At 58.3% G+C, this 26,040-nt stretch carries 21 protein-coding genes; 11 read left to right on the top strand and 10 right to left on the bottom strand.

The annotated features are described in order from the left end of the window. Positions 1-7 precede the first annotated feature (7 nt). Positions 8-1,294: an ABC transporter substrate-binding protein gene (locus tag ACRDD5_RS12585; protein WP_438676944.1), complete on the bottom strand. Its 1,287-nt coding sequence runs from the start codon at positions 1,292-1,294 to the stop codon at positions 8-10. Positions 1,295-1,500: 206 nt separating this feature from the next. On the opposite strand from ACRDD5_RS12585, the gene ACRDD5_RS12580 reads away from it, so the two are divergent. Genes ACRDD5_RS12580 through ACRDD5_RS12570 form a run of 3 tightly spaced genes read left to right on the top strand, consistent with a single transcriptional unit; the run spans position 1,501 to position 5,015 of the window. Further along, positions 1,501-2,535, top strand: coding sequence for a LacI family DNA-binding transcriptional regulator (locus ACRDD5_RS12580; RefSeq protein ID WP_438676943.1), 1,035 nt, complete (start codon positions 1,501-1,503; stop codon positions 2,533-2,535). 27 nt (positions 2,536-2,562) lie between these two features. Beyond that, on the top strand, positions 2,563-3,951 hold the full coding sequence (locus tag ACRDD5_RS12575) for a phosphomannomutase CpsG (RefSeq protein ID WP_438676942.1): 1,389 nt from the start codon (positions 2,563-2,565) through the stop codon (positions 3,949-3,951). Next, positions 3,948-5,015 (top strand): ABC transporter ATP-binding protein, encoded by a 1,068-nt coding sequence (locus ACRDD5_RS12570; protein ID WP_438676941.1) that lies wholly within the window; start codon positions 3,948-3,950, stop codon positions 5,013-5,015. The genes ACRDD5_RS12575 and ACRDD5_RS12570 overlap by 4 nt, the downstream gene beginning before the upstream one ends. 34 nt (positions 5,016-5,049) lie before the next feature. Here the strand turns inward: ACRDD5_RS12570 and lsrG are convergent, their stop codons facing one another. Genes lsrG through lsrA form a run of 6 tightly spaced genes read right to left on the bottom strand, consistent with a single transcriptional unit; the run spans position 5,050 to position 10,736 of the window. After that, a complete protein-coding gene (gene lsrG / locus ACRDD5_RS12565; protein WP_271284443.1) occupies positions 5,050-5,343 on the bottom strand; it encodes a (4S)-4-hydroxy-5-phosphonooxypentane-2,3-dione isomerase in 294 nt (97 codons plus the stop codon). Then, positions 5,340-6,227 carry a 3-hydroxy-5-phosphonooxypentane-2,4-dione thiolase gene (gene lsrF, locus ACRDD5_RS12560; protein WP_271284442.1) on the bottom strand — a complete coding sequence of 296 codons (888 nt, stop codon included), beginning with the start codon at positions 6,225-6,227 and terminating at the stop codon, positions 5,340-5,342. Before lsrF ends, lsrG begins: the two co-directional genes overlap by 4 nt. Before the next feature lie 11 nt (positions 6,228-6,238). Continuing rightward, positions 6,239-7,240 (bottom strand): autoinducer 2 ABC transporter substrate-binding protein LsrB, encoded by a 1,002-nt coding sequence (gene lsrB / locus ACRDD5_RS12555; protein WP_271284441.1) that lies wholly within the window; start codon positions 7,238-7,240, stop codon positions 6,239-6,241. Further along, positions 7,237-8,220, bottom strand: a complete 984-nt coding sequence (gene lsrD, locus ACRDD5_RS12550; protein WP_438676940.1) for an autoinducer 2 ABC transporter permease LsrD — start codon at positions 8,218-8,220, stop codon at positions 7,237-7,239. Before lsrD ends, lsrB begins: the two co-directional genes overlap by 4 nt. Further along, a complete protein-coding gene (lsrC, locus tag ACRDD5_RS12545) occupies positions 8,221-9,252 on the bottom strand; it encodes an autoinducer 2 ABC transporter permease LsrC (protein ID WP_438676939.1) in 1,032 nt (343 codons plus the stop codon). Further along, the gene (gene lsrA / locus ACRDD5_RS12540) at positions 9,249-10,736 is read right to left on the bottom strand and encodes an autoinducer 2 ABC transporter ATP-binding protein LsrA (protein WP_438676938.1); all 1,488 of its coding nucleotides are present in this window, start codon (positions 10,734-10,736) and stop codon (positions 9,249-9,251) included. Before lsrA ends, lsrC begins: the two co-directional genes overlap by 4 nt. 214 nt (positions 10,737-10,950) lie before the next feature. On the opposite strand from lsrA, the gene lsrR reads away from it, so the two are divergent. The 3 genes from lsrR (at position 10,951) to ACRDD5_RS12525 (ending at position 15,749) form a co-directional block, all read left to right on the top strand. Next, a complete protein-coding gene (lsrR, locus tag ACRDD5_RS12535; protein ID WP_271284437.1) occupies positions 10,951-11,922 on the top strand; it encodes a transcriptional regulator LsrR in 972 nt (323 codons plus the stop codon). A 33-nt stretch (positions 11,923-11,955) separates the two neighbouring features. Then, positions 11,956-13,548 (top strand): autoinducer-2 kinase, encoded by a 1,593-nt coding sequence (gene lsrK / locus ACRDD5_RS12530; protein ID WP_438676937.1) that lies wholly within the window; start codon positions 11,956-11,958, stop codon positions 13,546-13,548. Positions 13,549-13,727: 179 nt separating this feature from the next. Then, positions 13,728-15,749 carry an oxidoreductase gene (locus tag ACRDD5_RS12525; RefSeq protein WP_438676936.1) on the top strand — a complete coding sequence of 674 codons (2,022 nt, stop codon included), beginning with the start codon at positions 13,728-13,730 and terminating at the stop codon, positions 15,747-15,749. Here the strand turns inward: ACRDD5_RS12525 and rlmG are convergent. Further along, on the bottom strand, positions 15,746-16,882 hold the full coding sequence (gene rlmG, locus ACRDD5_RS12520; protein ID WP_271284434.1) for a 23S rRNA (guanine(1835)-N(2))-methyltransferase RlmG: 1,137 nt from the start codon (positions 16,880-16,882) through the stop codon (positions 15,746-15,748). The genes ACRDD5_RS12525 and rlmG overlap by 4 nt on opposite strands. Before the next feature lie 85 nt (positions 16,883-16,967). Here rlmG and ACRDD5_RS12515 point away from each other — a divergent pair, with 85 nt between their 5' ends. The 4 genes from ACRDD5_RS12515 to sstT all read left to right on the top strand — a co-directional run bounded on the left by ACRDD5_RS12515 (position 16,968) and on the right by sstT (position 21,244). Then, positions 16,968-17,468 (top strand): YgjP-like metallopeptidase domain-containing protein, encoded by a 501-nt coding sequence (locus ACRDD5_RS12515; RefSeq protein WP_438676935.1) that lies wholly within the window; start codon positions 16,968-16,970, stop codon positions 17,466-17,468. A gap of 72 nt (positions 17,469-17,540) precedes the next feature. Further along, positions 17,541-18,539 carry a Gfo/Idh/MocA family protein gene (locus tag ACRDD5_RS12510; protein WP_438676934.1) on the top strand — a complete coding sequence of 333 codons (999 nt, stop codon included), beginning with the start codon at positions 17,541-17,543 and terminating at the stop codon, positions 18,537-18,539. Positions 18,540-18,817: 278 nt separating this feature from the next. Continuing rightward, entirely contained in the window at positions 18,818-19,786 is a 969-nt protein-coding gene (locus tag ACRDD5_RS12505) for a TerC family protein (protein WP_271284431.1), read from the top strand. Between the two features lie 216 nt (positions 19,787-20,002). After that, positions 20,003-21,244, top strand: coding sequence for a serine/threonine transporter SstT (gene sstT / locus ACRDD5_RS12500; protein WP_438676933.1), 1,242 nt, complete (start codon positions 20,003-20,005; stop codon positions 21,242-21,244). A gap of 82 nt (positions 21,245-21,326) precedes the next feature. Here sstT and ACRDD5_RS12495 read toward each other — a convergent pair whose 3' ends face one another. Further along, positions 21,327-22,814, bottom strand: coding sequence for a UxaA family hydrolase (locus ACRDD5_RS12495; protein ID WP_271284429.1), 1,488 nt, complete (start codon positions 22,812-22,814; stop codon positions 21,327-21,329). A gap of 15 nt (positions 22,815-22,829) precedes the next feature. Continuing rightward, positions 22,830-24,242 (bottom strand): glucuronate isomerase, encoded by a 1,413-nt coding sequence (gene uxaC, locus ACRDD5_RS12490; protein ID WP_271284428.1) that lies wholly within the window; start codon positions 24,240-24,242, stop codon positions 22,830-22,832. A gap of 480 nt (positions 24,243-24,722) precedes the next feature. On the opposite strand from uxaC, the gene ACRDD5_RS12485 reads away from it, so the two are divergent. Beyond that, on the top strand, positions 24,723-26,021 hold the full coding sequence (locus ACRDD5_RS12485) for an MFS transporter (RefSeq protein ID WP_271284427.1): 1,299 nt from the start codon (positions 24,723-24,725) through the stop codon (positions 26,019-26,021). Positions 26,022-26,040: the final 19 nt, after the last annotated feature.

The following is a 26,040-nucleotide window of genomic DNA, read 5'->3' as shown; positions in this document are numbered from 1 at the left end:
TGATCTCTTACTGTTGAATAATACCGTTAATTTCCCGAGCGGACTGCTTAATTGCCGCTTCAGGTGGAACCTTGTTAAAAATGACCTGCTCAAGCATTTGCGTCATGCTACGCTGAATTTCTGTCGTTTTGGTGGTGGCAACGGGCGGCAGGGCGACGTTAACCCAGGAGGCAATATCTTTCTCGACGGGATTTTTCGCAAAATAATCCACAAACAGCGGATTGATTAATAGATCGGAGCGGGCCGGCGGCATACCGGTCATTTCCAGCCAGCTGCGGTCGTGCTCAGCTTGAGTAAATACCCACTGAACAAATGCCCAGGCTTCGGTTTTGTGTTTGCTGGAATTAAAAATCACCAGGCCTTTACTGTCGCCGAAAGTATGCGGATGCGCTTCGCCTTTTTCGGTCAGCATTGGGCCGATTTTGATCGTTTTCAGCACCTCCGGGTACTGCTTGCGATAGCGGGCAATATCCCATGGTCCGCGCGCGGAGGCGAGCACCTGGCCGCTGGCGAGCGGATCGTCTGCCGAGGTAAAGTCGTAGCTGCTCCAGCCGTTGTGAAAAATAGTCCCCATGAAGGTCAGCACCTTGCGGCCATCGTCGCTGGAAAAGGTCGCCTGCTTATCGTCAATGTAGGCTTTACCGCCGGTTTGCGCGTATAAGAGCGGGATCAGATCGAACCAGCGTTCCCACCAGTTTTTACCGGCGGTCATCTGGATGACGTAGCCCTTGTTGTCCGCCGCGCGCAGTTTTGCCAGCTTATAGATGTCGTCATAGCTGAGCGGGATATGTTTAAAGCCGTATTTCGCCAGTAAATCGCCGCGCCACCACCAGACAATCGGGTTAACGTACAGCGGCAGGACGTTTTGCTGACCATTAATTTCCCAGGCGGGCATGATGGCTTCCATATGGCGGTTTTTAATCACCTCCGAATAGCCCGGCATGGCGGCTAAATTTGCGATTTGGTTCAGTTCCGTTAACTGGCTGGCGAAACCGATAAAGATATTGCTGGAAATATCCGGTTCAGTCCCGGAGGCCAGCGCATTCATTATGGCCTCTTCCGAGCTACCGGCTGCCGGAATAGTGGTAAACTCAACCCGCATATTTTTCGGATTATTGTTCCACTCTTTGACGATTTTCGCCCAGAACGCTTCTTCATTTTCGTTTGGCGCAACCCACATTTTAAGTGAACCTGTATTACTTTCCGGATCGATATTTTCTTCCGGCCCACAACCGACAATAAACAGACAGAAAAAAGTGGAAACCATCCATTTTATTAATGATGTTTTTTTCATAATTCATTTCTCTGATAAATAGGTGAATTCCTACACAGATAATATTCAAAAACGGAGTATAAGCTACCACCCGCTTTTTTTGTTTAACGTTAAACCCATCACAAATCAATTTTTGTTTATCGTTAAACTTTACCCTCGCTCTTGCGATAATTATTCCACTGAATATATAAACCACCAAAAATATATAAAAGTTAAATATTGATAAAATGAATAATAATAACAAATTAACCACCAAATCTCTGGCGAAATTATTAGGCGTTTCTCATACCACCGTTTCTAACGCGTGGAATAACCCGGAGAAACTCTCCGTCGCCTTGCGCGATAAAATTCTCCGCTACGCGCAGGAGATTGGCTTTCAGGGGCCGGATAAACTGGCCCGTGCGTTACGCACCGGCAAATCCGACGCCATTGGGGTGATTTTTAACGACGCCATGAGCTACGCGTTTGTCGATCCCCACGACAGCAGCCTGATGTGCGGCATCGCCACCGCCTGCGAAGCGAGCCATACCAACCTGGTGCTGATCCCGCTGCGCAACCGGACAATCCATACTCTCCATCCCGTGACCACCCTCGTGGATGGCTACATTCTCAACGCGACCCACAACAGCGATGCCGTTATTCAGCAGACGCTGGCCCGTAAATTACCGGTCGTGACGCTGGATTTTTCTCTGCCCCAGTACAGCAGCGTCTCCATTGATAACGCCCGCGCCATGCAGGAGATCTGCGAATACCTGCTGGCGAAGGGGCACCGCTATTTCGGCATCATCGCTTTTCCCTCCGGCACTGGGGTCAGCGGGTTACGCGACCTCAGCGCACCGGTGGAGGGCGATAACGCGGTGATGCTCACGCGCGTCAACGCTTGCGGTCAGGCCTTTCTCGCCCACGGCATTCCACCCGCGCAGTGCTGGCTATATGAAACCCGGCACGATGAAACCAGCGGGGCGTTCGCCGCCAGTTGCCTGCTACAGGCGCATCCGGCAATAACGGCGCTGATCTGTCTCTCGGATCGCTTCGCCGCTGGCGCGATCCAGCACTGTACGCAGCATCACATTGCCGTACCGGGCCAGGTGGCCATTACCGGATTTGATAATTCCGGCGTAACGCCCCAGGGGATCGGCCTCACGACCGTTGCGCAGGATCCGCATAAAAAAGGGCAAATCGCCGTAGAACTGCTGATGAAGCAAGGGCCTGTCACCCACTATGAACTGGAGTATGCGTTCATCAGACGGGAGTCGGCCTGATATTGGGTAATGACAAAAGAGTGGATTATGGATGAACTAGTCTGTTTTAAAGCGTATGACATTCGCGGCGAGGTGGGTGTCTCACTGACCAGCGAGATTGCGTTTCGTATTGGCCGGGCTTATGGCGAGTGGCTCTCGCCGCAACGGGTGGTTGTCGGTTGCGATGCGCGCCTCTCTTCACCGCGGCTAAAGCGGGCGCTTTGCTGCGGCCTGATGGAGAGCGGTGCGGAGGTGATAGATATTGGCATGTGCGGGACGGAAGAGGTCTATTTCGCCACCCGCCACCTCGCGGCTGACGGCGGTATTCAGATCACCGCGAGCCATAACCCTGCCAAATATAACGGGATGAAGCTTGTCCGGGAGGACGCGCGTCCGGTTCACAGCGACAACGGCCTACAGAGGATCAAAGCCCTCGTGCAGGAAAATGCCTTCCCGCCGTCGGAGCGGGTGGGAAACTATCTCCAGCACGATACCCGTCCCGACTGGGTAGCGCATCTGCTGAGCTATCTCAAAACGCCCCCTGCCCGCCCGCTGCGCATCGTGGTGAACGCCGGAAACGGCGCGGCAGGCCCGGCGCTGGACGCGCTGGAGCAGGGACTGCGCAGTCGTGGGGTGCAGGTTGAGTTCCTCCGTCTCAACCACCAGCCGGATGGCACCTTTCCATCAGGCGTCCCGAACCCGATGCTGGTGCAAAACCGGGCTGTTACCCAGGAAGCGGTTCTCTGCCATCAGGCCGATTTCGGCGTGGCATGGGACGGCGATTTCGACCGCTGCTTTTTCTTCGATGAACGTGGCGAGTTTATTGAGAGCTATTACCTCGTCGGGCTGTTTGCCGAACTGTTTTTGCAGACGTTCTCTGGCAGCACCATCCTGCTCGATCCCCGCCTGACGTGGAACACGCTGGAAACGGTTAATCGCCACCGCGGTAAGGCGATTATCTCCCGCACCGGACACGCATTTATCAAAGCAAGAATGCGCGAGGAAAACGCGATCTACGGTGGGGAAATGAGCGGGCATCACTACTTCCGCGACTTCGGCTACTGCGACAGCGGCATGATCCCGCTTCTGCTGATGATGCAGATCCTCGGCCAGGCTCCGCGCCCGCTCTCCGCCCTCGTCAAACATGCACAGGCGCGTTATCCGGTTTCCGGCGAGATCAACCTGACAGTCATCTCCCCCGAGGCAACGCTTCGCGCTATCGCCGACCACTATGCCAGCCAGGGCGGGAGCCGCAGTGACATCGACGGCCTCAGTATTGATTTCCCGCACTGGCGCTTTAACCTGCGCGCTTCCAATACCGAACCCCTGCTGCGGGTCAATCTGGAAACCCGCGCCAGCACAGGGTTACTGGCGGAAAAAACCGACGAGCTGCTCAGGCTCATTGCCTTATACCAACCCACGGAGGGCACCCAATGACCGCGTTAAGCCTCAGAAATATCCACAAAAAATATGATAAAAGCACCATCATTGAGAACCTGTCTCTGGAGATCGCTGCCGGGGAATTTATCGTGCTGGTGGGGCCTTCCGGCTGTGGTAAATCCACGCTGTTGCGCATTATCGCCGGTCTGGAGTCGCCGGACGGCGGCATACTGAAAATGGGGGAACAGGATGTAACCCATCAGGCCGCCGGTAAACGCAGCCTGTCGATGGTGTTTCAGTCCTACGCGCTCTATCCGCATATGACAGTGCGGGAAAATCTGGCCTTTGGTCTGAAAAACATGAAAACGCCCACGGCGGAAATTGAGCAACGCATTCAGCAGGTGTCGCACATGCTCCGGCTGGATGAGATGCTGGAGAGGCTGCCGCAACACCTCTCCGGCGGCCAGCGCCAGCGCGTCGCCATTGGCCGTTCCATTGCCCAGCAGCCCGCCGTTTTTCTCTTCGATGAACCCCTGTCGAACCTTGACGCCGCGCTACGCGTGGAGATGCGTCAGGAGATCCAGGAGCTGCATAACCAGCTGAAAAGCACCATGGTTTACGTCACCCACGATCAGGTGGAGGCGATGACGCTGGCGGATAGGATCGTGGTGCTTTACAAAGGCAAAGTTGAGCAGACGGGCACGCCGCTGGAGCTGTACAACACCCCGGCCAACCTTTTTGTCGCCGAATTTATCGGCACGCCGAAAATTAACGTTCTGCCCGCCATGTGGCAGGGTACCGGGCTGCGAATTGCCGACGATTTATACATTCCGCTGCGCGTCAGACCCTCCGGGATCGTCGACGGCGATAAGGTATTTGTCGCCCTGCGCCCGGAACATATTCAGCCTGGCAATGGGGGAGAGATCCGCATTGACGTTCAGATCAAGCTGTGCGAATTGCAGGGCGATTCGACGCTCGTCTGGTGTACATCTGGCGAGCGCGATCTGTGTCTTAAATCCTTTCAGCAGCTTAACTATCCGCCCCGCTCGACGCTGACCGTCAGCTTCGACGAAGCCCATCTTCATCTGTTTGACGGGCTGGGTAAACGCATCACCAGCTGAAATACGCCCCTCTTCGTCGGAAGAGGGGCAACTTTTACGCCGGCATTAAGCCCACAAAACAGCGTTTTTTACGCGGCTCCGACATCAGATCCTCAAGCTTTTCCACGCACGCCAGATAGTGCGGAGTCTGCTTGTGCGCCTGCACCGCCTCTTCATCCTTGTAAGCTTCGTAGATAAAGAACCGGGTTTTCACCCGCGGATCCTGCAGCACGTCAAAGCGCAGGTTGCCCGGCTCCTGGATCGCCCCTTCATGATTGGCGCGAAACACCTCCAGAAACTCGTCCACCTTGTCCGGCTTTATATTGATCTCCACTAACGTCACGTTCATTGTGCTTCTCCCTGTTTTTCCTCCTGCCAGAACTGGTACGCCTCGCGGGCGCTGACGTTCTCGTGCACCACTTTTTTTACCGCTTTGAGCATCGCCAGCGGTGCGCTGGACTGGAAGATGTTACGCCCCATATCGACGCCGGACGCACCCTGGTCAATGGCGTGGAAGCACATCTCCAGCGCCTCGAGCTCCGGCAGTTTTTTGCCGCCTGCGATCACAATCGGCACCGGACAGCTGGCGGTCACTTTCTCGAACCCCTCCTCCACGTAATAGGTTTTGACGAACTGCGCCCCCATCTCGGCGGCGATGCGGCTGGCAAGAGAAAAGTAGCGCGCGTCGCGGGCCATCTCTTTACCGACCCCGGTCACCGCCAGCGTCGGGATGCCGTAGCGATTCCCGGCATCCACCAGCTTGATGATGTTGTTGATCGACTGATGCTCAAACTCGCTGCCGATATAGACCTGCGCCGCCACCGCGCAGACGTTCAGACGCAGGGCATCCTCCATCGCCACCGCCACGCACTCGTTCGACAGCTCGCCCAGAATCGAATTGCCCCCCGATGCGCGCAGTACCACCGGTTTGTTGGTGGCGGGCGGCACCTGGCTTCGCAGGATCCCGCGGGTGCACATCAGCACGTCGGTTTCGGCGAACAGCGGCGCAATAGAGAGATCGATGCGCTCAAGCCCGGTGGTCGGCCCCTGGAAATAGCCATGATCGAAGGCCAGCATCACCGTGCGGTTGCTGGCGGGGTTGAAGATCCGCGCCAGCCGCGACTGCATTCCCCAGTCCAGCGCCCCGCAGCCTTTCAGCGTGAACGGCACGTTCTGCTGCGGCCGGTCGAGGCCAAAGTTCTTACCTTCTTTGATGTCGTCTAAATCAGCCATGTTCTCCCCCGTCAGAAGTCGTATTTGTTGATGTTCTCTTTGGTGAACACCACCCGCTCCGGCAGCAGCACGATGCCATTCCCTTTCGCTTCATACTGATAGCCCTGCACGCTGTTCGGTTCGACCTTCAGGGTGCCGATATCTTTGACCTCTACGCTGTCGCCGACGTTAAGATCGCCTTTTTTCAACAAACGATCGGCGACATTGACCGCAATTTTGCCCTGTTGCACGACATCCCACAGGCCGAAGGCTTTCACCGTGCCGCGCTCAACGTATGGACGCATCACATTAGGCGTACTGAATCCGACAATCGCCACCCCTTCGCGCTTCAGGTTCTCTGCCGCCTGCGCCGCCGCCGGCAGCGCGTTAGCGTCCGGGGCGATAATCGCATCCAGATCCGGGTAGGCTTTTAAGATCCCTTCGGCGGTCTGCAGTGATTTGGTGGCGTCGTTATAGCCAAACTGAGTGGTGACGATCTGCCACTGAGGATGCTCTTTCGCAATTTTCGCTTTCGCGGCGTTGACCCACTGGTTCTGGTCGGTGACGGTCGGGCTGGAGTAGAAGAACGCCACTTTGGCGGCTGGTTTGGTCACCTGCTTCGCGGCCATCTCAACCAGCAGACCGCCAAGCTGTTCCGGAGTGCCCTGGTTGATGTAGATGCTGCGGCACTCCGGTTTGGTGTCGGAATCCCAGGTCAGCACTTTTACCCCGCGCTGCATGGCGCGTTTGAGCGCCGGGCAGAGACCGTCCGGCGAGACCGCCGAAACGATAATGGCGTTATAGCCCTGGTTGACGAAGTTATTGATCAGCTGCACCTGCCCGGAGACGCTCGGCTCGGTCGGGCCATCGTAAGTGACGTCCGCGCCCAGTGCTTTACCCGCCTCTTTCGCGCCGTTGCCGCCGCTGGTAAAGAAGCCCACCCCCACCAGTTTCGGGATAAACGCGATGCGATCCGCCGCCTGCGCCGAGGCGACGCTTAACGCCACTGCCAGCACCATCAGTTTTATTTTCATCTTACGCTCCGGGTATTTTTTGTGAGAAGAGAACGCACCCATTCACGGTGCAGACTCAGCGAACGCCCCATGACCACCACAACCAACAGCGCCCCTGACAGCGCGCTCGACACCTGGTTGGGGATGCCGACCATCTGTAAACCCTGTTGCAGATACCCCACCAGCAGTGCCGCCAGCGCTGTACCGATAACCGAACCTGAACCGCCATAGATATTCGCCCCGCCGAGCACCGCCGCGGTAAGCGCGGGCATGAGCAGATCGCGCCCGAGATCGGAACGCGCCGAGCCGAAATAGGAGACCATCACCAGCGCGGCAATCGCCGACGCCACCCCCACCAGACCGTACAGTGCATACGGCATGCCGTTGACCGACAGCGCCGCATAGCGCGCCGCACGCGGGTTTTGCCCAATCAAGAACAGGTGGCGGCCAAAGCGCCCGCGATGGGCAATCAGCCAGAAGAAAAGGGTAATCACCGCGAACAGCACCAGCGGGATCGGCAGGCCCAGCAGCGTCAGGTTGGCAAAGGCGGTGAAGCTCTCCGGAAAACCGCCGATGCCTTCGTAGCCGGTCGCCCCCGCCATCCCCGAAAGCAGCAGCGCCCCGCCGCCGTACAGGTACAAAGTACCTAGGGTGATCACCAGCGGGCTGATGCCGGTGTAGTGGATCAGCGCCGCGTTGAACAACCCGCACAGCAGCCCGATCAGCAGGGTGAGCGGGATCGCCGCCGCCATCGGCAGCCCGGCCTGCATCATCACCCCCAGCGCGATGGCGCACAGGCCGATGGTGGAGCCGAGCGAAATGTCGATCCCGCCACTGACGATCACTAACGTCAGGGGCAGCGCCACAATACCGATGCAGATAAAATCGCTGGTGCTGAACAGCAGCATATTGATGTCGAGCATCCGCGGATTAATGGCGCCAAACAGCAGGATCTCCAGCACCAGTAACACCAGCAGGACCCATTCCCAGTTAAGCTTCATTTACGCCACCTCTTTTTTGCGTTTGGGAAACGGGGTGACGTGCTTCCCGCCTTTGTTGCCCGGCTGGAAGCGGCTGTATTTCAATGCCCGCTGATGCCGCGCCAGCGCCTGGCGCAGCCGCCCGTCGAGCACCAGCACTCCCAGCAGCACCAGCCCGGCGATAAAGTCGTTCCACCAGGCCGGGAGGCGGAACAGCACCAGCACGGTGTCGATTTGGGTCAGGAAGAAGGCCCCGAGCAGCGCACCGATCAAGGTCCCGGTGCCGCCGAGCAACGAGATGCCGCCCAGCACGCAGGCGGCGATGGCTTTCATCTCCAGCCCGCTGCCGGTCTGGTTAGGTACGAAGCCAATCTGCGCGGCAAACACAATCCCGGCGCAGGCTGCCAGCACGCCATTCAGGGTGAAGGCCGCCATCCGGGTGCGATTGACCGCCACGCCCAGCTGGCGCGCGGCGGCCAGGTTATCGCCTACCGCATAAAAATCCCGGCCAAAAGCGGTGCGCGACAGGGTCCACGCGCCGACGGCAGCTAACGCCAGCACCACCATCCCCAGCGGCGAGATGCCGAGCGCCAGCGGTGCCGAAAGAGACTTCAGGCCTGGCGGCAGGCCTTCAATCCACTTGCCGCCGGTCCACAGCAGCATCGCCCCGCGATACAGCCCCAGGGTACCAAGGGTGGCAACAATCGCCGGAATGCGCAGCCCCACCACCAGCAGGCCGTTAAACGCCCCCGCCAGGGCACCTATCGCCAGCGCGAAGAGGATCGCCACCGGCAGGCCGTAACCGTTGTTCAGCGCGACACCAACGGCAATGGCGCTCAATCCGACCGTCGAACCTACCGAAACATCAATGTTGCGCGTCAGCATCACCAGCGCCGCCCCGAGGGCCAGCAGGATCAGGATCTGCGAGCTGGCGAAAATCATCCCCAGCGTTTGCAGGCTCAGGTAGGCCGGGTTGAGCACCACCAGCACCGCAAACAGCGCCACGATGGCGAGGAAGGCGCTGAGCTCGCGGTTTTTCAGCAGTGTTTTCATGCCTGTCCTCCAAAGGCCAGAGCCATCATCCGCTCGAGGCTGACGGCGTGGCGCGGCAGTTCGCCGTTGAGCATCCCCTGGTGCATCACCAGCACCCGGTCGGCAAGACCGGGGAATTCGTCCATGTCGCTGGAGATCATCAGCACCGCCACGTTCTGCGCCGCCACGCTTTTCAGCAGTTGATAGATGTCGGCGCGGGCCGAGACGTCCACGCCGCGGGTCGGTTCATCAACGATCAGTAATAAAGGATTGGCTTCGAGGCAGCGCGCCAGCAGCACTTTTTGCTGGTTGCCGCCCGACAGCGTGCGCACGGTCTGATCCGGGCCGTTGAGTTTGATCCCCAGCGCCCGGTGATAGCGCTCGACCACCGCCGCCTCGCGGCTCTTTTGCTGCCAGATGGAAGGCTCGTTCAGTGCCACCGTGTTCCAGCGCACCGGCGCATCAAGGAACAGACCGGAGACCTGGCGGTCTTCCGGGAGATACACCAGCCCTTTGTTGAGCCGGGCGCTGACCGGATCGCCGTCGATCTGCTGGTTCTCAAGCCAGATGCGCCCTGCGCGCTGCGGGCGTAAGCCGTACAGCGTTTCGGCAAACTCGGTGCGCCCGGATCCCACTAACCCGGCCAGACCGACGATCTCCCCGGCGTAGATCTCCAGATTCAGATCGATAAAGCCCTCCCCGGTGAGGTTTTCTACCCGCAGCACCGGGAAGTCTTTGGCCTGCGTCCGCCGATTGCCCGGCAGCGCCAGCCACAGCTTTTGCGTGTCCGTCAGGCCCTGCTCCCGGCTGACCGGGGTCATGGCGGCAATCAGGGCCCGATCGTCGAACTGCGCCGTTTCGCCGCTCAGCACCACCGCCCCGTCGCGCATCACCGAGACGTGGCTGGCGAGCTGGCGGATTTCAGGCAATTTGTGTGAGATAAACACGATGCCGACGCCAAGCGCCTGCAGAGCGCGGATCTGGCGAAACAGGCGTTCCGTTTCGCCAGGGGTCAGCGAGGCGGTGGGTTCGTCGAGGATCAGGATCGTTGCCTCGCGCATCAGCCCGCGCAGGATCTCCACCATCTGCTGATCCGCCACCTCCAGGGTGCTGGCGGCGGCGTCCAGATTGAGCTGGCACTGAAGCTGCTCCAGCTTATCGGCGAGGCGTTGGGCGGTCGCGTTGTTGCGCGGCAGACGAAAAAGGATGTTTTCCCGCACGCTGAGGTTCGGGAACAGCATTGGCTCCTGCGGCACCAGGTAGATGCCCAGCTGGTGCGCCTGCACCGGCTTCAGGCGAGCAAACGGGCGGCCAGCAATATAAAGTTCACCACGGTCGGGGGTTTCGACCCCGGCGACAATCTTCATCAGGGTGGATTTTCCCGCGCCGTTGCCGCCCATTAGGGCATGCACCTGGCCCGCCTGTAGCGTGAAATCAATGTCTTTCAATACAGGAACGCCGGAAAACTGCTTGTGGATCCCACGCGCTTCGATAAGTGCTGTCATTATCGCCCCACCATTGAACAAATGATTTTTTGATTCAATAATGTTCAAAAGCGTAGACCCTGAACTATATTTACAACCGTGCAGGGATCACACTTTCAGGGATAGGATCCCGATAAAGCGGAAACATTCCTGAATATGCAATTTGCCGTGTGGCTCACACTTTCGCCCTGTGGCACACCGAACATATGATCTAAATTTTGATAAGAGTTCATCTATGAGCGAGAAACGCAGTGTCGAAGAGGGACGTTTTGCCGGGCTGGCGCTGGCGGAAGAGGAGCTGGTGGCCCGCGTGGCGTGGTGCTACTACCACGACGGCCTGACGCAGAACGATATCGGCGAGCGGCTGGGATTGCCGCGCCTGAAGATTTCGCGCCTGCTGGAAAAAGGGCGCCAGTCGGGGGTGATCCGCGTACAGATCAACTCCCGCTATGAAGGCTGTCTGGCGCTGGAAACCGCGCTGCAGCAGCGCTTCGGCCTGAAGCTAGCCCGCGTGCTGCCTGCGCTGAACACCCCGCCGATGAACGTGCGCTTAGGGATTGGCGCCGCCCAGTCGCTGATGGGCGTACTGGCTGCAGGCCAGCTACTGGCGGTGGGATTTGGTGAAGCCACCATGAGCTGCCTGCAGCACCTGAGCGGCTTTATCAGCTCCCAGCAGGTACGACTGGTGACGCTCTCCGGTGGGGTCGGGCCGTATATGACCGGCATTGGCCAGCTGGATGCGGCCTGCAGCGTCAGCATGATCCCCGCCCCGCTGCGGGTGTCATCCGCGGAGGTAGCCGGGATCCTAAAACGGGAAGCCAGCGTGCGGGATGTGATCCTCGCCGCCAGCGCCGCTGACGTGGCGGTGGTCGGAATTGGATCGATAAACCAGCGCCGGGACGCCACCATTTTGCGCTCCGGCTATATCAGCGAAGGCGAGCAGCTGATGCTGGCCCGCAAAGGGGCGGTCGGCGACATCCTGGGCTATTTCCTGAATGCCGCAGGGGAACGGGTGCCGGATCTGGCCATCCATCAGGAGTTACTGGGCGTGACGCTCGACGAGCTGGCGCAGCTGCCTACCATCGTTGGCGTAGCCGGAGGGGAAGAGAAAGCCGATGCGATTTATGCCGCACTGAACGGTCGCCGTATCAATGGCCTGGTGACGGAAGAGATGACAGCCCGCGCGGTGCTGGCTCTGGCAAGCTAAGGGCCAATCCCGTGCCTGACACGAGGCAGACTCATGAGTTACCTTTTAGCGTTAGATGCAGGGACGGGAAGCGTTCGCGCCGTGGTGTTCGATCTTAACGGCAATCAGATAGCGGTCGGCCAGGCGGAGTGGAAGCACCTGAGCGTGGAGAATGTCCCCGGCTCGATGGAGTTCGATCTCGACACCAACTGGCGGCTGGCCTGTCAGTGTATTCATCAGGCGCTGGAGCGGGCGCACCTGCGCGCTGTGGATATTCAGTCCGTCGCCTGCTGTTCAATGCGCGAAGGGATCGTGCTGTACGATCGCAACGGCCAGGCGATCTGGGCCTGCGCCAACGTCGATGCCCGCGCCAGCCGCGAAGTGGCGGAACTGAAAGAGATCCACGACTTCCGCTTTGAATCCGAAGTGTACGACGTCTCCGGCCAGACCCTGGCCCTGAGCGCCATGCCGCGCCTGCTGTGGCTGGCGCACCATCGCCCGGATATTTATCGCAAGGCCGCCACCATCACCATGATCAGCGACTGGCTGGCAGCGAAGCTCTCCGGCGAGCTGGCCGTCGACCCTTCTAACGCGGGCACCACCGGGATGCTGGATCTGTTCAGCCGCGACTGGCGTCCGGCGCTGCTGGACATGGCCGGGCTGCGCGCCGACATTCTCTCTCCGGTGAAAGAGACCGGCACCCTGCTTGGGGCTGTCACCCGCGCAGCCGCCCAGCAATGCGGCCTGCGCGAAGGCACGCCGGTGGTGATGGGCGGCGGCGACGTGCAGTTGGGCTGCCTTGGGCTGGGCGTGGTACGCCCCGGGCAAACGGCGGTGCTGGGCGGTACCTTCTGGCAGCAGGTGGTGAATCTGCCCCAGGTGCGAACCGATCCGCAGATGAACATCCGCGTGAACCCGCACGTGATCCCCGGTATGGCGCAGGCCGAGTCGATCAGCTTCTTTACCGGCCTGACGATGCGCTGGTTCCGCGATGCCTTCTGCGCCGAAGAAAAGCTGATTGCCGAGCGGATGGGTGTGGACACTTACACACTGATGGAAGAGATGGCCAGTCGGGTGCCGCCGGGCTCTCACGGAGTGATGCCGATCTTCTCTGACGCGATGCATTTTAAGCAGTGGTATCACGCCGCGCCGTCGTTTATTAATCTCTCCATCGACCCGGAAAAATGCAATAAAGCCACGCTGTTCCGCGCCCTGGAGGAGAACGCCGCGATTGTCTCTGCCTGCAATCTGGCGCAAATTTCGCAGTTTTCCGGCGTGACCTTTGACGGCCTGGTGTTTGCCGGGGGCGGCGCGAAAGGGGCGCTGTGGAGCCAGATATTAAGTGACGTCACCGGGTTACCGGTGCGGGTGCCAGAGGTGAAAGAGGCCACCGCGCTGGGCTGCGCAATTGCCGCCGGGACCGGCGCGGGGCTGTTTGCCGATATGGCTGCGACGGGCGAGAAGCTGGTGCGATGGAGCCGGGAGTTCACCCCGAACCCGGCGCATCGGGAGCTGTACGACGGCATGATGCAGAAATGGCAGGCGGTGTACGCTGACCAGCTTGGACTGGTGGACAGCGGGCTGACCACCTCGATGTGGCAGGCGCCGGGGCTGGTACGTTCACCCTCACCCCGCCCCTCTCCCTGAGGGAGAGGGAGTCAGAATCCCCTCTCCCTCAGGGAGAGGGTTAGGGTGAGGGCAACAGGCCGCACCTAATATTTGAATCCCATCACATTCACTACACTCCCTTTTTACCTTTTCCCCGCCGCTGGCTAAATTATTAACTCATCCGACCACATAACAATAATTTTACATTGGAAGAGACTATGAGCCGCTACCCGTCGTTATTCGCCCCCCTCGATCTGGGGTTCACTACGCTCAAAAACCGCGTGTTAATGGGCTCGATGCATACCGGTCTGGAGGAGCGCCCGGACGGCGCAGAGCGGCTGGCAGCCTTCTACGCCGAGCGCGCCCGCCACGGGGTGGCGCTGATTGTCACCGGCGGCGTGGCCCCTGCCCTTTCGGGCGTTGGGATGGAGGGCGGCGCGGTGCTCAACGATGCGGCACAGCTACCGCACCACCGGATTGTGACCGATGCCGTCCACCGGGAAGGCGGCAAAATCGCCCTGCAAATTCTGCACACCGGACGCTATAGCTATCAGCCGAACCTGGTGGCCCCGTCGGCGATCCAGGCCCCGATCAACCGCTTTACGCCTCACGCCCTCACCCACGATGAGATCCTGACCCTGATCGATGACTTTGCCCGCTGCGCCGCGCTGGCGCGGGAAGCAGGCTACGACGGCGTGGAGGTGATGGGCTCCGAAGGCTATCTGATTAACGAATTCCTTGCCGCCCGCACCAACCAGCGCGATGACCAATGGGGCGGCGACTATCCGCGCCGGATGCGCTTTGCGGTAGACGTGGTGCGCGCGGTACGCGAACGCGCGGGGGCCGACTTTATTATCATCTTCCGCCTGTCGATGCTGGATCTGGTGCAGGGCGGGGGCACCTTCGACGAAACCGTCCAGCTGGCGCAGGCCATCGAAGCCGCAGGCGCGACCATCATTAACACCGGGATCGGCTGGCATGAGGCGCGGATCCCGACCATCGCGACCCCGGTGCCGCGCGCAGCGTTCAGCTGGGTGACGCGCAAGCTGAAGGGCAAGGTGTCGATCCCGCTGGTGACCACCAACCGCATTAACGATCCCCAGGTGGCAGACGATCTTCTGGCCAACGGTGACGCCGATATGGTGTCGATGGCGCGGCCGTTCCTCGCCGATGCCGAGCTGCTGTCAAAAGCCCAGAGCGGACGGGCGGATGAGATCAACACCTGTATCGGCTGTAACCAGGCCTGCCTGGATCAGATCTTCGTCGGCAAAGTGACCTCCTGCCTGGTGAACCCCCGCGCCTGCCACGAAACCAAAATGCCGGTTGTCCCGGCAGTCAATAAAAAGCGGCTGGCGGTGGTGGGCGCAGGCCCGGCGGGGCTAGCGTTTGCGGTGAATGCCGCCGCGCGCGGTCATGCGGTGACGCTGTTTGATGCCGCCGCAGAAATTGGCGGACAGTTTAATATCGCCAAACAGATCCCCGGCAAAGAGGAGTTTTATGAAACCCTGCGCTATTACGCGCGGATGATCGAAATCACGGATGTCGATCTGCGGCTCAACCAGTTTGTCACCGCTCAGGATCTGATCGACTTTGACGAAACGATCCTCGCCAGCGGGATCGCTCCGCGCCTGCCTGAGATCGAGGGCATCGATCATCCGAAGGTGTTGAGCTATCTCGACGTGCTGCGCGACAAAGCCCCGGTGGGGGAGCGCGTGGCGATTATCGGCTGCGGCGGGATCGGCTTTGACACCGCTATGTACCTGAGCCAGCCGGGGCCGGCCACCAGCCAGAATATCGCCGAGTTCTGCGAAGAGTGGGGGATCGACACCAGCCTGAACCAGGTCGGCGGTTTGCGCCCGGAAGGACCGCAGCTGCCGTTAAGCCCGCGCCAGATAGTGATGCTGCAGCGTAAAGCCAGTAAACCGGGGGATGGGCTGGGGAAAACCACCGGCTGGATCCACCGCGCCACCCTGCTCTCTCGCGGGGTGAAGATGATCCCGGCGGTAAGCTACCAGAAGATCGACGACGACGGTCTGCATGTGCTGATCGGTGGTGAGCCACAGCTGTTGCGGGTGGATCAGGTGATTTTGTGCGCAGGTCAGGAGCCGAAGCGCGATCTCGCCGAGCCGCTGCGTGAAGCGGGCAAAACGGTACATTTGATTGGCGGGTGCGACGTGGCGATGGAGCTGGATGCCCGGCGCGCGATTGCGCAGGGCACCCGTTTAGCGCTGGAGATCTAGCGGTTACGGCCTAATTTCACCGCTTTCAACACCACGAATTTGTTATTGGTCGCCACGGTGGCGCAGTTGCCGAAGATCTTCTTCAGCTTATGGAAGTAGTCCAGGTGGCGGTTAGCCACGATGTACAGCTCGCCGTTGATTTTCAGGCAGCGGCGCGCGTGATGGAACATCTCCCAGGCAACGTTATCGGTCAGGGCATGCTGCTGATGGAACGGCGGGTTGCACAGGATCGCGTTAAAGCGGAACGGCTCCACGCCTGACAGGGCGTTGTTGATCATAAACTCGCAGCGGTCCAGCGCGTCGGGCATGTTGGTTTCAACGTTCAGACGGCTGGAGGCTACCGCCATCGGCGATTCATCGGTAAAGAGCACGCTCGCCTCTGGGTTTTTCTCCAGCAGGGTCAGACCAACCACGCCGTTACCACAACCGAGATCGACGATTTCGCCTTCCAGGTTTTGCGGCAGATGCTCGATAAAGAAGCGCGCGCCAATATCCAGCCCGGTACGAGAGAAGACGTTTGCGTGGTTATGGATGGTCCAGTCGGTGCCTTCCAGCTTCCAGCTCAAAATCTGCTGTGCGTCCGCAAGCGCAGGCTCGCTGAAGGTACAGTTGATCAGACGCGCCTTTTTCCACGCCAGGGTAGTGGTGGTTGGACCCAGCACTTTCTCGAACAGCTCCAGCGTCGAGGTGTGAATATCACGCGCTTTTGCACCGGCAATAATGCGCGTTTGCGGCGTGACCACATGACGTAGCGCGCGCAGCTGCTGTTCCAGCAATGCCATTGTCTTCGGGATCTTAATCAGCACAACGCCCGGTGCCTGCGGGTACTCGGCGGTGCTGTCGAGGAACTTAACGCTGGATTCCGCGATGTCGTTGTGACGCAGGTTCTCACGCGTCGCCAGCTCGCTCAGATAGGAGTCACCGATGCTGTACGGGGTATGTTCGGCCAGCGCGCAGCTCAGGGCACCGAAAATATCATTCAGGATCAAAACCGGGCCGCTGATTTCGGTGTCATCCAACTGCTGCAGCAGGTATTCATCCGCTGCTTCCCACGCCTGGAGCGGGTTAACGTCATCCGTTTCCGGGAAACGTTTTAAGTCGAGTGAACGGAAACCGTTGTCTAAGTGGCTCATCGGCCCTCCTGAATGGTAAAATTTCGGCGTTATCCCTGAAAAGGGTGCGTGAGTATACCCGTTTTCAAATTATTTTGGGGTTTTGATGAACCAACTAACCTATCTCCAGGGCTATCCGGAGAATTTATTGTCCCAGGTACGCACGCTTATTAGCGAGCAAAAGCTGGGCGCGGTACTGGAAAAACGCTATCCGGGTACCCACGACATCGCGACGGATAAAGCCCTCTGGCAGTATACGCAGGATCTGAAAAACCGGTATTTGAAGAGCGCCCCCCCGATCAATAAGGTGATGTACGACAACAAGATCCACGTGCTGAAAAACGCCCTCGGCCTGCATACCGCCATCTCCCGCGTACAGGGCGGAAAGCTGAAAGCCAAAGCGGAAATCCGCGTGGCGACGGTGTTTCGCAACGCGCCGGAAGCATTTTTACGCATGATCGTGGTACACGAGCTGGCGCACCTGAAAGAAAAAGAGCACGACAAGGCGTTCTACTCCCTGTGCTGCCATATGGAGCCGCAGTATCACCAGCTGGAGTTTGATACTCGCCTGTGGCTGACGCATTTATCGTTAAAGAGTAATGCGTGATGGCGCACTGGTTTTGTCATCCTCGCGTGCTACAGTGACCACAGACCCCCTCTACGGAGCACGTAAAGCGTTATGATACGTTTCGCAGTCGTTGGTACGAACTGGATCACCCGCCAGTTCGTCGATGCCGCCCATGAAACCGGCAAATATAAACTCACCGCAGTCTATTCCCGCAGCCTTGAGCAGGCACAAGCTTTTGCGAGCGACTACCTCGTCGAGCATCTGTTTACCTCTCTGGACGATATGGCGCAAAGCGATGCCATTGACGCGGTCTATATTGCCAGCCCCAATTCACTGCACTTCCCGCAAACGAAGCTGTTTCTCAGCCATAAAAAACATGTGATTTGCGAGAAACCGCTGGCGTCCAATATTCAGCAGGTTGAAGAGGCCATTGCGCTGGCGCGGGAAAACCAGGTGGTGCTGTTTGAAGCGTTTAAAACCGCCAGCCTGCCGAACTTCCTGCTGCTGCAACAATCGTTGCCGAAGCTGGGCAAAGTACGTAAAGCCTTTATTAACTACTGCCAGTACTCATCGCGCTATCAGCGCTATCTGGACGGCGAGAACCCTAACACCTTTAATCCGGCGTTCTCCAACGGATCGATTATGGATATCGGCTTCTACTGCCTGGCCTCCGCGGTCGCGCTGTGGGGCGAACCGCACCGGGTGCAGGCCACCGCAAGCCTGCTCGAGAGCGGCGTGGATGCCCATGGGCTGGCGGTGCTGGATTACGGCGATTTCAGCGTCACGCTGCAGCACTCGAAAGTGAGTGACTCGGTGCTGCCGAGCGAAATCCAGGGCGAGAACGGCTCGCTGGTGATCGAGAAGATTTCCGAATGCCAGAAGTTGAGCTACGTGCCGCGCGGCGGCAAAGCCCAGGAGTTGACGCAGCCCCAGCATATTAACACTATGCTGTATGAGGCAGAGGTGTTTGCGCGCCTGGTCGAAAGCGAGGAAGTGAACCATCCAGGCCTTGCAGTAAGCCGCACCACCGCGAAGCTGCAGACCGAGATCCGTCGTCAGACGGGCGTGGTCTTCCCAGCGGACGGCGTGAGCGCAGAAATTCCCGCGTAAAGCTGTGTAATGAGTCTGTACAGGTCATTGACGAAATCAATGACCTGACATATTTTGTTACCCGCAAAGGGGAGTAACTTCCTTGCCGGTGGATCGTCATTACGATGCGTACAAAACCGCATCCGGTCGCCGGGCAACGAAAAAGGAATACGATGAACGTATTCCTTTCTTGTTGTAAGTGAGACCTTGCCGGAAGGCGAGGTCTATGCATAAAAAACGCAACGGCTATCGTCTTCTGACGTTAGCCGTTTTTGTTTTTTAAGCGTAAGGAAAATAATATGCATTCTGTCGGTACTCCAATGTTATGGGGCGGATTCGCCGTTGTCGTGCTCATCATGCTGGCGATCGATCTCTTTTTGCAGGGGCGTCGCGGCGAGCATGGCATGACCATGAAGCAAGCGGCCGCCTGGTCGCTGGTGTGGGTCACCCTCTCTTTGCTGTTCTGTGCCGCCTTCTGGTGGTATCTCTCCATTACCCAGGGCCGCGCGGTGGCCGATCCGCAAGCGCTGGCGTTCCTCACCGGCTATCTGATTGAAAAAGCGCTGGCTGTCGACAACGTCTTCGTCTGGCTGATGCTGTTCAGTTACTTTGCCGTTCCTGCTGCGCTGCAGCGTCGGGTGCTGGTGTACGGCGTGCTGGGCGCGATTGTGCTGCGTACCATCATGATCTTCGCCGGTAGCTGGCTGATTTCGCAGTTCGAGTGGCTACTGTATGTCTTCGGTGCGTTCCTGCTGTTCACCGGCGTGAAGATGGCGCTGGCGAAAGAAGACGAGGCGGGTATCGGCGAGAAGCCGCTGGTACGCTGGATCCGCAGCCACCTGCGAATGACCGACACCATCGACAATGAGCACTTCTTCGTGCGTAAGAACGGCCTGCTGTTCGCTACGCCGCTGCTGCTGGTGCTGATCCTCGTGGAGCTGAGCGACGTGATCTTCGCCGTCGACAGCATCCCGGCGATTTTCGCGGTGACCACTGACCCGTTCATTGTCCTGACCTCGAACCTGTTTGCGATCCTCGGCCTGCGTGCGATGTACTTCCTGCTGGCGGGCGTGGCAGAGCGCTTCTCGATGCTGAAGTACGGCCTGTCGGTGATTCTGGTGTTTATCGGCATCAAAATGATGATCGTCGATTTCTATCACATTCCGATCGCCATTTCGCTGGGCGTGGTGTTTGGTATCCTGGTCTTGACCCTGGCAATCAATGCCTGGGTTAACCATCTGAACGATAAGAAACAGCAGGCGCAGTAATGTTTGGGCCCGGCACGCACATCTGCGCGCCGGGCTAATAAAATGTAAAATTAAAGTTAAAAAGTATGACGCAGTACGTAAAACCCAGCATTTTGCACTTCTCACTCCCCGCGCATTCAATATACTCAACCAGGCAAACAACAAACCTCTATCCGGAATCACAAGTGCCTTAGAGCACCTCCGGGACGGAACGCAATCTCACTTAAGGAATACTCAATGACCATGCAATCGTCTGGTCTGCTCGGGCGTCTTTCGCGCGGCAGCCTTGTTAAACAGATACTGATAGGCCTGGTGCTGGGCATCGCCCTGGCGCTTCTCTCGAAACCTGCAGCCGTTGCCACCGGCCTGCTCGGCACGCTGTTCGTTGGCGCGCTGAAAGCCGTTGCGCCGGTGCTGGTGTTAACCCTGGTGATGGCCTCTATCGCCAACCATCAGCAGGGGCAAAAAACCAATATCCGCCCTATTCTGTGGCTCTATTTATTCGGCACTTTTGCTGCCGCACTCACCGCCGTGTTGGTGAGTTTTATTTTCCCTTCCACGCTGCAGCTGACCACCGGCGCGACCGACATTACGCCGCCGGCGGGCATTGTTGAGGTCATGCACGGCCTGCTGATGAGCATCGTTGCGAACCCGATTCATGCCCTGCTCAACGCTAACTACATTGGGATTCTGGTATGGGCCATCGGTCTGGGCTTTGCCCTGCGCCACAGCAACGACACCACCAAAAATCTGATCAACGACCTCTCCGGTGCCGTGACCTGGATCGTACAGCTGGTGATTCGCTTTGCACCAATCGGCATCTTTGGGCTGGTGGCATCAACGCTGGCAACCACCGGTTTTAGCGCACTGTGGAGCTACGCCCAGCTGCTGCTGGTGCTGATTGGCTGTATGGCCGTGGTGGCGTTGGTGATCAACCCGCTGCTGGTGTTCCTGCAGATCCGTCGCAACCCGTATCCGCTGGTGCTGATGTGCCTGCGCGAAAGTGGCGTTACCGCCTTCTTTACCCGCAGCTCGGCCGCCAACATTCCGGTGAATATGGCCCTGTGCGAAAAGCTGAACCTGGATCGTGATACCTACTCGGTGTCCATTCCGCTGGGGGCGACTGTTAATATGGCCGGTGCGGCGATCACCATTACCGTGCTGACGCTGGCGGCGGTGTATACGCTGGGTATTCCGGTGGATCTGCCGACCGCGCTGCTGCTCAGCGTGGTTGCGGCCCTGTGCGCCTGCGGTGCATCCGGCGTGGCGGGCGGTTCCCTGCTGCTGATCCCGCTGGCCTGTAATATGTTCGGCATCCCGAACGAGATCGCCATGCAGGTGGTGGCAGTAGGCTTTATCATTGGCGTGCTGCAGGACTCCTGCGAAACGGCGATTAACTCCTCCACTGACGTGATGTTTACCGCTGCGGTTTGTCAGGCGGAAGACGCGCGTCTGGCGAAAAACGCGTTACGAGGTTAATAGCAAAACGGCAACCCAGAGGTTGCCGTTTTTAATCTCCCTGTGGGAGAGGATCAGGGTGAGGGCATCAGGCCGCGCGGTACTACAGCGTCACACCACTCTTAAAGATTGCCAGCTCGCGGAAGTCGTTGCGTTCGTTGCAGGTCGGCTTGCCGTTAGCAATATCCACTATCACATCCACAAACTCATTCAGCAGCTGCGGCATCGCTTTGCCGTGGATCAGCTGACCCGCATCAAAATCAATCCAGTGCTTTTTCTTCGCCGCCAGCTCGCTGTTGGTGGCGATTTTTACCGTTGGCACAAAACCGCCGTACGGCGTACCGCGACCGGTGCTGAACAGCACCATATGGCAGCCTGCTCCCGCCAGTGCGCTGGTGGCGACGGCGTCGTTGCCCGGGGCGCTTAACAGGTTCAACCCCGGGGTAATCAGCCGCTCGCCGTAGCGCAGCACATCCACCACCTGGCTGGCACCCGCTTTCTGGGTACAGCCGAGAGATTTCTCTTCGAGCGTGGTGATACCGCCAGCTTTATTACCCGGGGAGGGGTTTTCGTAAATCGGCTGGTTGTGGGCAATAAAGTACTGTTTGAAGTCGTTGACCATGGTGACGGTCTTTTCAAACGTCTCTTCGTCGCGGCAGTGGCTCATCAGAATGCGTTCCGCACCGAACATCTCCGGCACTTCGGTCAGCACGGTGGTACCGCCATTGCCAATCACATAATCGGAGAAACGGCCCAGCATCGGGTTGGCGGTAATGCCGGACAAACCGTCCGATCCGCCGCACTCGAGGCCAAACTTCAGCTCGCTCAGCTTGCCCGCTTCGCGCTGGTCGTGACGCATCACCTCATACAGCTGGTGCAGGTGCTCCAGCCCGGCTTCCACTTCATCATCCTGGTGTTGGCAGACCATGAAATGGACGCGAGAGGCATCGAAATCCCCCAGCGTTTCGCGGAAGGCATCGACCTGATTGTTCTCACAGCCCAGACCAATTACCAGCACCGCCCCGGCATTCGGGTGGCGTACCATGTTTTGCAGCATGGTGCGGGTGTTGATGTGATCGTCGCCCAGCTGGGAGCAGCCGTAAGTGTGGCTGAACAGGAACACGCCGTCGGTGCCTTCGGCATCGTTCGTCTCTTTCAGGAACCGACTCTGGATCTGACGGGCGATCCCGTTGACGCAGCCGACGGTCGGGAGGATCCACAGCTCATTGCGGATCCCCACTTCACCGCTGGCGCGGCGGTAGATCTGCACGTCACGATCGCTCTGCTGGCTCTCTTCAATCAGAAAATCAGGTTGATAGCTGTACTCATCCAGATCGCTAAGATTGGTGCGCGTATTGTGGGAGTGAATGAATTCACCCGCCGCGATATCAGCCAGCGCATGACCGATCGGCAAGCCGTATTTCACCACGTTTTCGCCTTTGGCAATCTCGCCCAGTGCGAATTTATGCCCGCGCGAAACCGCCTGACGAAGCGTGACGGCCTGGTTATCGAAAGTCACTTCCGTGCCTTCGCTCAGATCGGCCAGCGCTACTGCAACGTTATCCAGCGAATGGATCTTGATGTATTGCATATCAACCTCAAAGGCTTAGTTCAGTTCAATGGCGAAGTAGTCGCGCGCATTGTTAAAGCAGATGTTTCTCACCATTTCGCCCAGCAGCTGGATATCGGCTGGCGCTTCGCCCGCGGCCACCCAACGGCCAATCATCTGGCACAGGATGCGGCGGAAGTATTCATGGCGAGTGTAAGAAAGGAAGCTGCGGCTGTCGGTTAGCATACCCACGAAGCGGCTCAGCAGGCCGAGCTGCGCCAGCTGGGTCATCTGACGTTCCATGCCATCTTTCTGATCGTTGAACCACCAGCCGGAACCGAACTGCATCTTGCCCGGCATCCCTTCGCCCTGGAAGTTGCCGATCATGGTGCCCAGCACTTCGTTATCGCGTGGGTTCAGGCAGTAAAGAATGGTTTTTGGCAGCAGGTTTTCTTCGTTCTGTTTGCTCAGCAGTTTAGAGAGCTCTTCCGCCAGCGGACGGTCGTTGATGGAGTCGAAGCCCACGTCAGCACCCAGCAGTTTGAACTGACGCTGGTTGTTATTGCGCAACGCACCGATGTGGTACTGCTGCACCCAGCCGCGACGGGCATATTCCGCTGCCAGCCATACCAGCACTGCCGTTTTGAACTGCGCCACTTCACGTTCGTTCAGGCTCTCACCGCCGAGGCGACGGGCCAGAATGCTGTCCAGCTCGCCTTCGTTGGCGTCGGCAAACAGCACCACGTCGAGCGCATGGTCAGACACTTTGCAGCCGTGTGCTGCAAAGTGATCCAGACGTTTTGCCAGCGCAGTCTGCAGATCGGCAAAGCGGCGGATCTCGGTGTCAGACACTTCACCCAGCTTCGCCATGTAGTCGGCAAAGGTTGCCTGCTCAATGTTGAAGGCTTTATCCGGGCGCCAGCTCGGCAGGACTTTGACGTCAAACGAAGTGTCTTTGGCGACAACCGCGTGATGCTCCAGAGAATCAATCGGATCGTCGGTGGTGCCGACCATCTTCACGTTCATCTGCTTCATGATGCCGCGGGCAGAGAACTTGTCCTGGGCCAGCAGTTCATTGCATTCGTTCCAGATTTCATCGGCGGTGCTCGGGGAGAGCAGCTTGCCGGTGATGCCGAACGGACGACGCAGCTCAAGGTGCGTCCAGTGATAAAGCGGGTTGCCGATGGTATGTGGCACGGTCGCTGCCCAGGCGTCAAATTTCTCGCGATCGGAAGCGTCGCCGGTACACAGACGTTCCGCCACACCGTTGGTGCGCATCGCGCGCCATTTGTAGTGGTCACCTTTCAGCCAGATGTCATACAGGTTTTTGAAACGGTAATTTTCGGCAACCTGCTGCGGTGGAAGATGGCAGTGGTAGTCGAAAATCGGCTGATCTTTGGCGTAGTCATGATACAGACGGCGGGCAAATTCAGTATCTAACAGAAAATCTTCGGTCATAAACGGGGTCATTAGCGTCTTCCTCTTACGAGTTTACGAGTGCGTCAGAAAGGTAATGTTTAGATGCTGCAAAGTTATCACACCAATTTCCAGAGTCAGATGATTTTTTCGTGAGTTAGATCAATAAACGTCAACAAATAAACTAAGCCCAAAGGGGTAAACCCTGCCTAAGGCCGCGCCAGTACTGGCTTGACGCAGCAATTACAATGCCCTTACAAATATTGACACATTTGTGATGGCTCTCACCTTTTAAAGCTGTATGACAAGTTATCTTTTCGCCGTCGCAAAATATAAGCCGACGGAATGCAATACCGGTGCTTCAGGCATCGGATTCAGCGGTACGGATACCGACTTATGCACGATTACTTATGGCAAGGTTCGGGCCGTTCCGGGAGTTTCTCCTGGCTACGCCCTCCCGTTACAAGCTTCTCCCGCACCGCGTAGAGAGGCACCGCACGACAGTGCGGAAATAACATAACGATGAGGTTTTACATGCGTAAAATTAAAGGGTTACGTTGGTACATGATCGCACTGGTGACGCTGGGCACCGTGCTGGGCTACCTGACGCGTAACACCATAGCGGCGGCTGCGCCAACGCTGATGCAGGAACTGAATATTTCCACACAGCAGTACTCCTACATTATTGCGGCCTACTCTGCGGCTTATACCATCATGCAGCCGGTTGCCGGCTACGTTCTGGATATTCTCGGCACCAAAATCGGCTACGCGGTCTTCGCCGTGACCTGGGCGATTTTCTGCGGCGCAACCGCGCTGGCGGGAAGCTGGGGTGGCCTGGCGCTGGCACGTGGTGCAGTCGGTGCGGCAGAAGCCGCAATGATCCCGGCCGGTCTGAAAGCCGCGTCTGAGTGGTTCCCGGCGAAAGAGCGTTCCATCGCGGTCGGTTACTTCAACGTCGGTTCGTCTATCGGGGCGATGATTGCTCCGCCGCTGGTGGTGTGGGCTATCGTCATGCACAGCTGGCAGCTGGCGTTCATTATCTCGGGCGTGCTGAGCTTTGCCTGGGCGATGGCATGGCTGATTTTCTACAAGCATCCTCGCGATCAGAAAAAACTGTCTGAAGAAGAACGCGAATACATCATTGGTGGTCAGGAGTCTCAACACCAGACCAACAACGGCAAGAAAATGACCGTGCTGCAGATTCTGGGCACCCGTCAGTTCTGGGGTATCGCCCTGCCACGCTTCCTGGCAGAACCGGCCTGGGGTACCTTTAACGCCTGGATCCCGCTGTTCATGTTTAAAGTCTACGGCTTTAACCTGAAAGAAATTGCGATGTTCGCCTGGATGCCAATGCTGTTCGCTGACCTCGGCTGCATCGTCGGAGGCTACCTGCCACCGCTGTTCCAGCGCTGGTTTGGCGTGAACCTGATTGTGTCGCGCAAAATGGTCGTGACCATGGGCGCACTGCTGATGATTGGCCCAGGGATGATTGGCCTGTTCACCAGCCCGTACGTGGCTATCGGCCTGCTGTGCATCGGTGGCTTTGCGCATCAGTCTCTGTCCGGCGCGCTGATTACCCTCTCTTCTGACGTCTTTGGTCGTAACGAAGTGGCAACGGCGAACGGTCTGACCGGGATGGCAGCCTGGACGGCCAGCACCATGTTTGCCCTCGTCGTGGGTGCTCTGGCAGATACCATCGGCTTTAGCCCACTGTTCGCCGTGCTGGCGATCTTCGACCTGATGGGCGCGGTGCTTATCTGGACGGTGCTGAAAAACCAGTCTGCTGAGGAGCTGGCGAAAAGCTCGCTCGGTGGACCTGCGACACAAAGTTAGCGCTGTCGTACACTGAAAA

This window comes from Silvania sp., assembly GCF_051656365.1.
GTDB lineage: Bacteria > Pseudomonadota > Gammaproteobacteria > Enterobacterales > Enterobacteriaceae > Enterobacter > Enterobacter hatchlandensis.
Note: the sequence above shows the minus strand (reverse complement) of the source record. Positions and strands in the feature narration are given on the sequence as shown.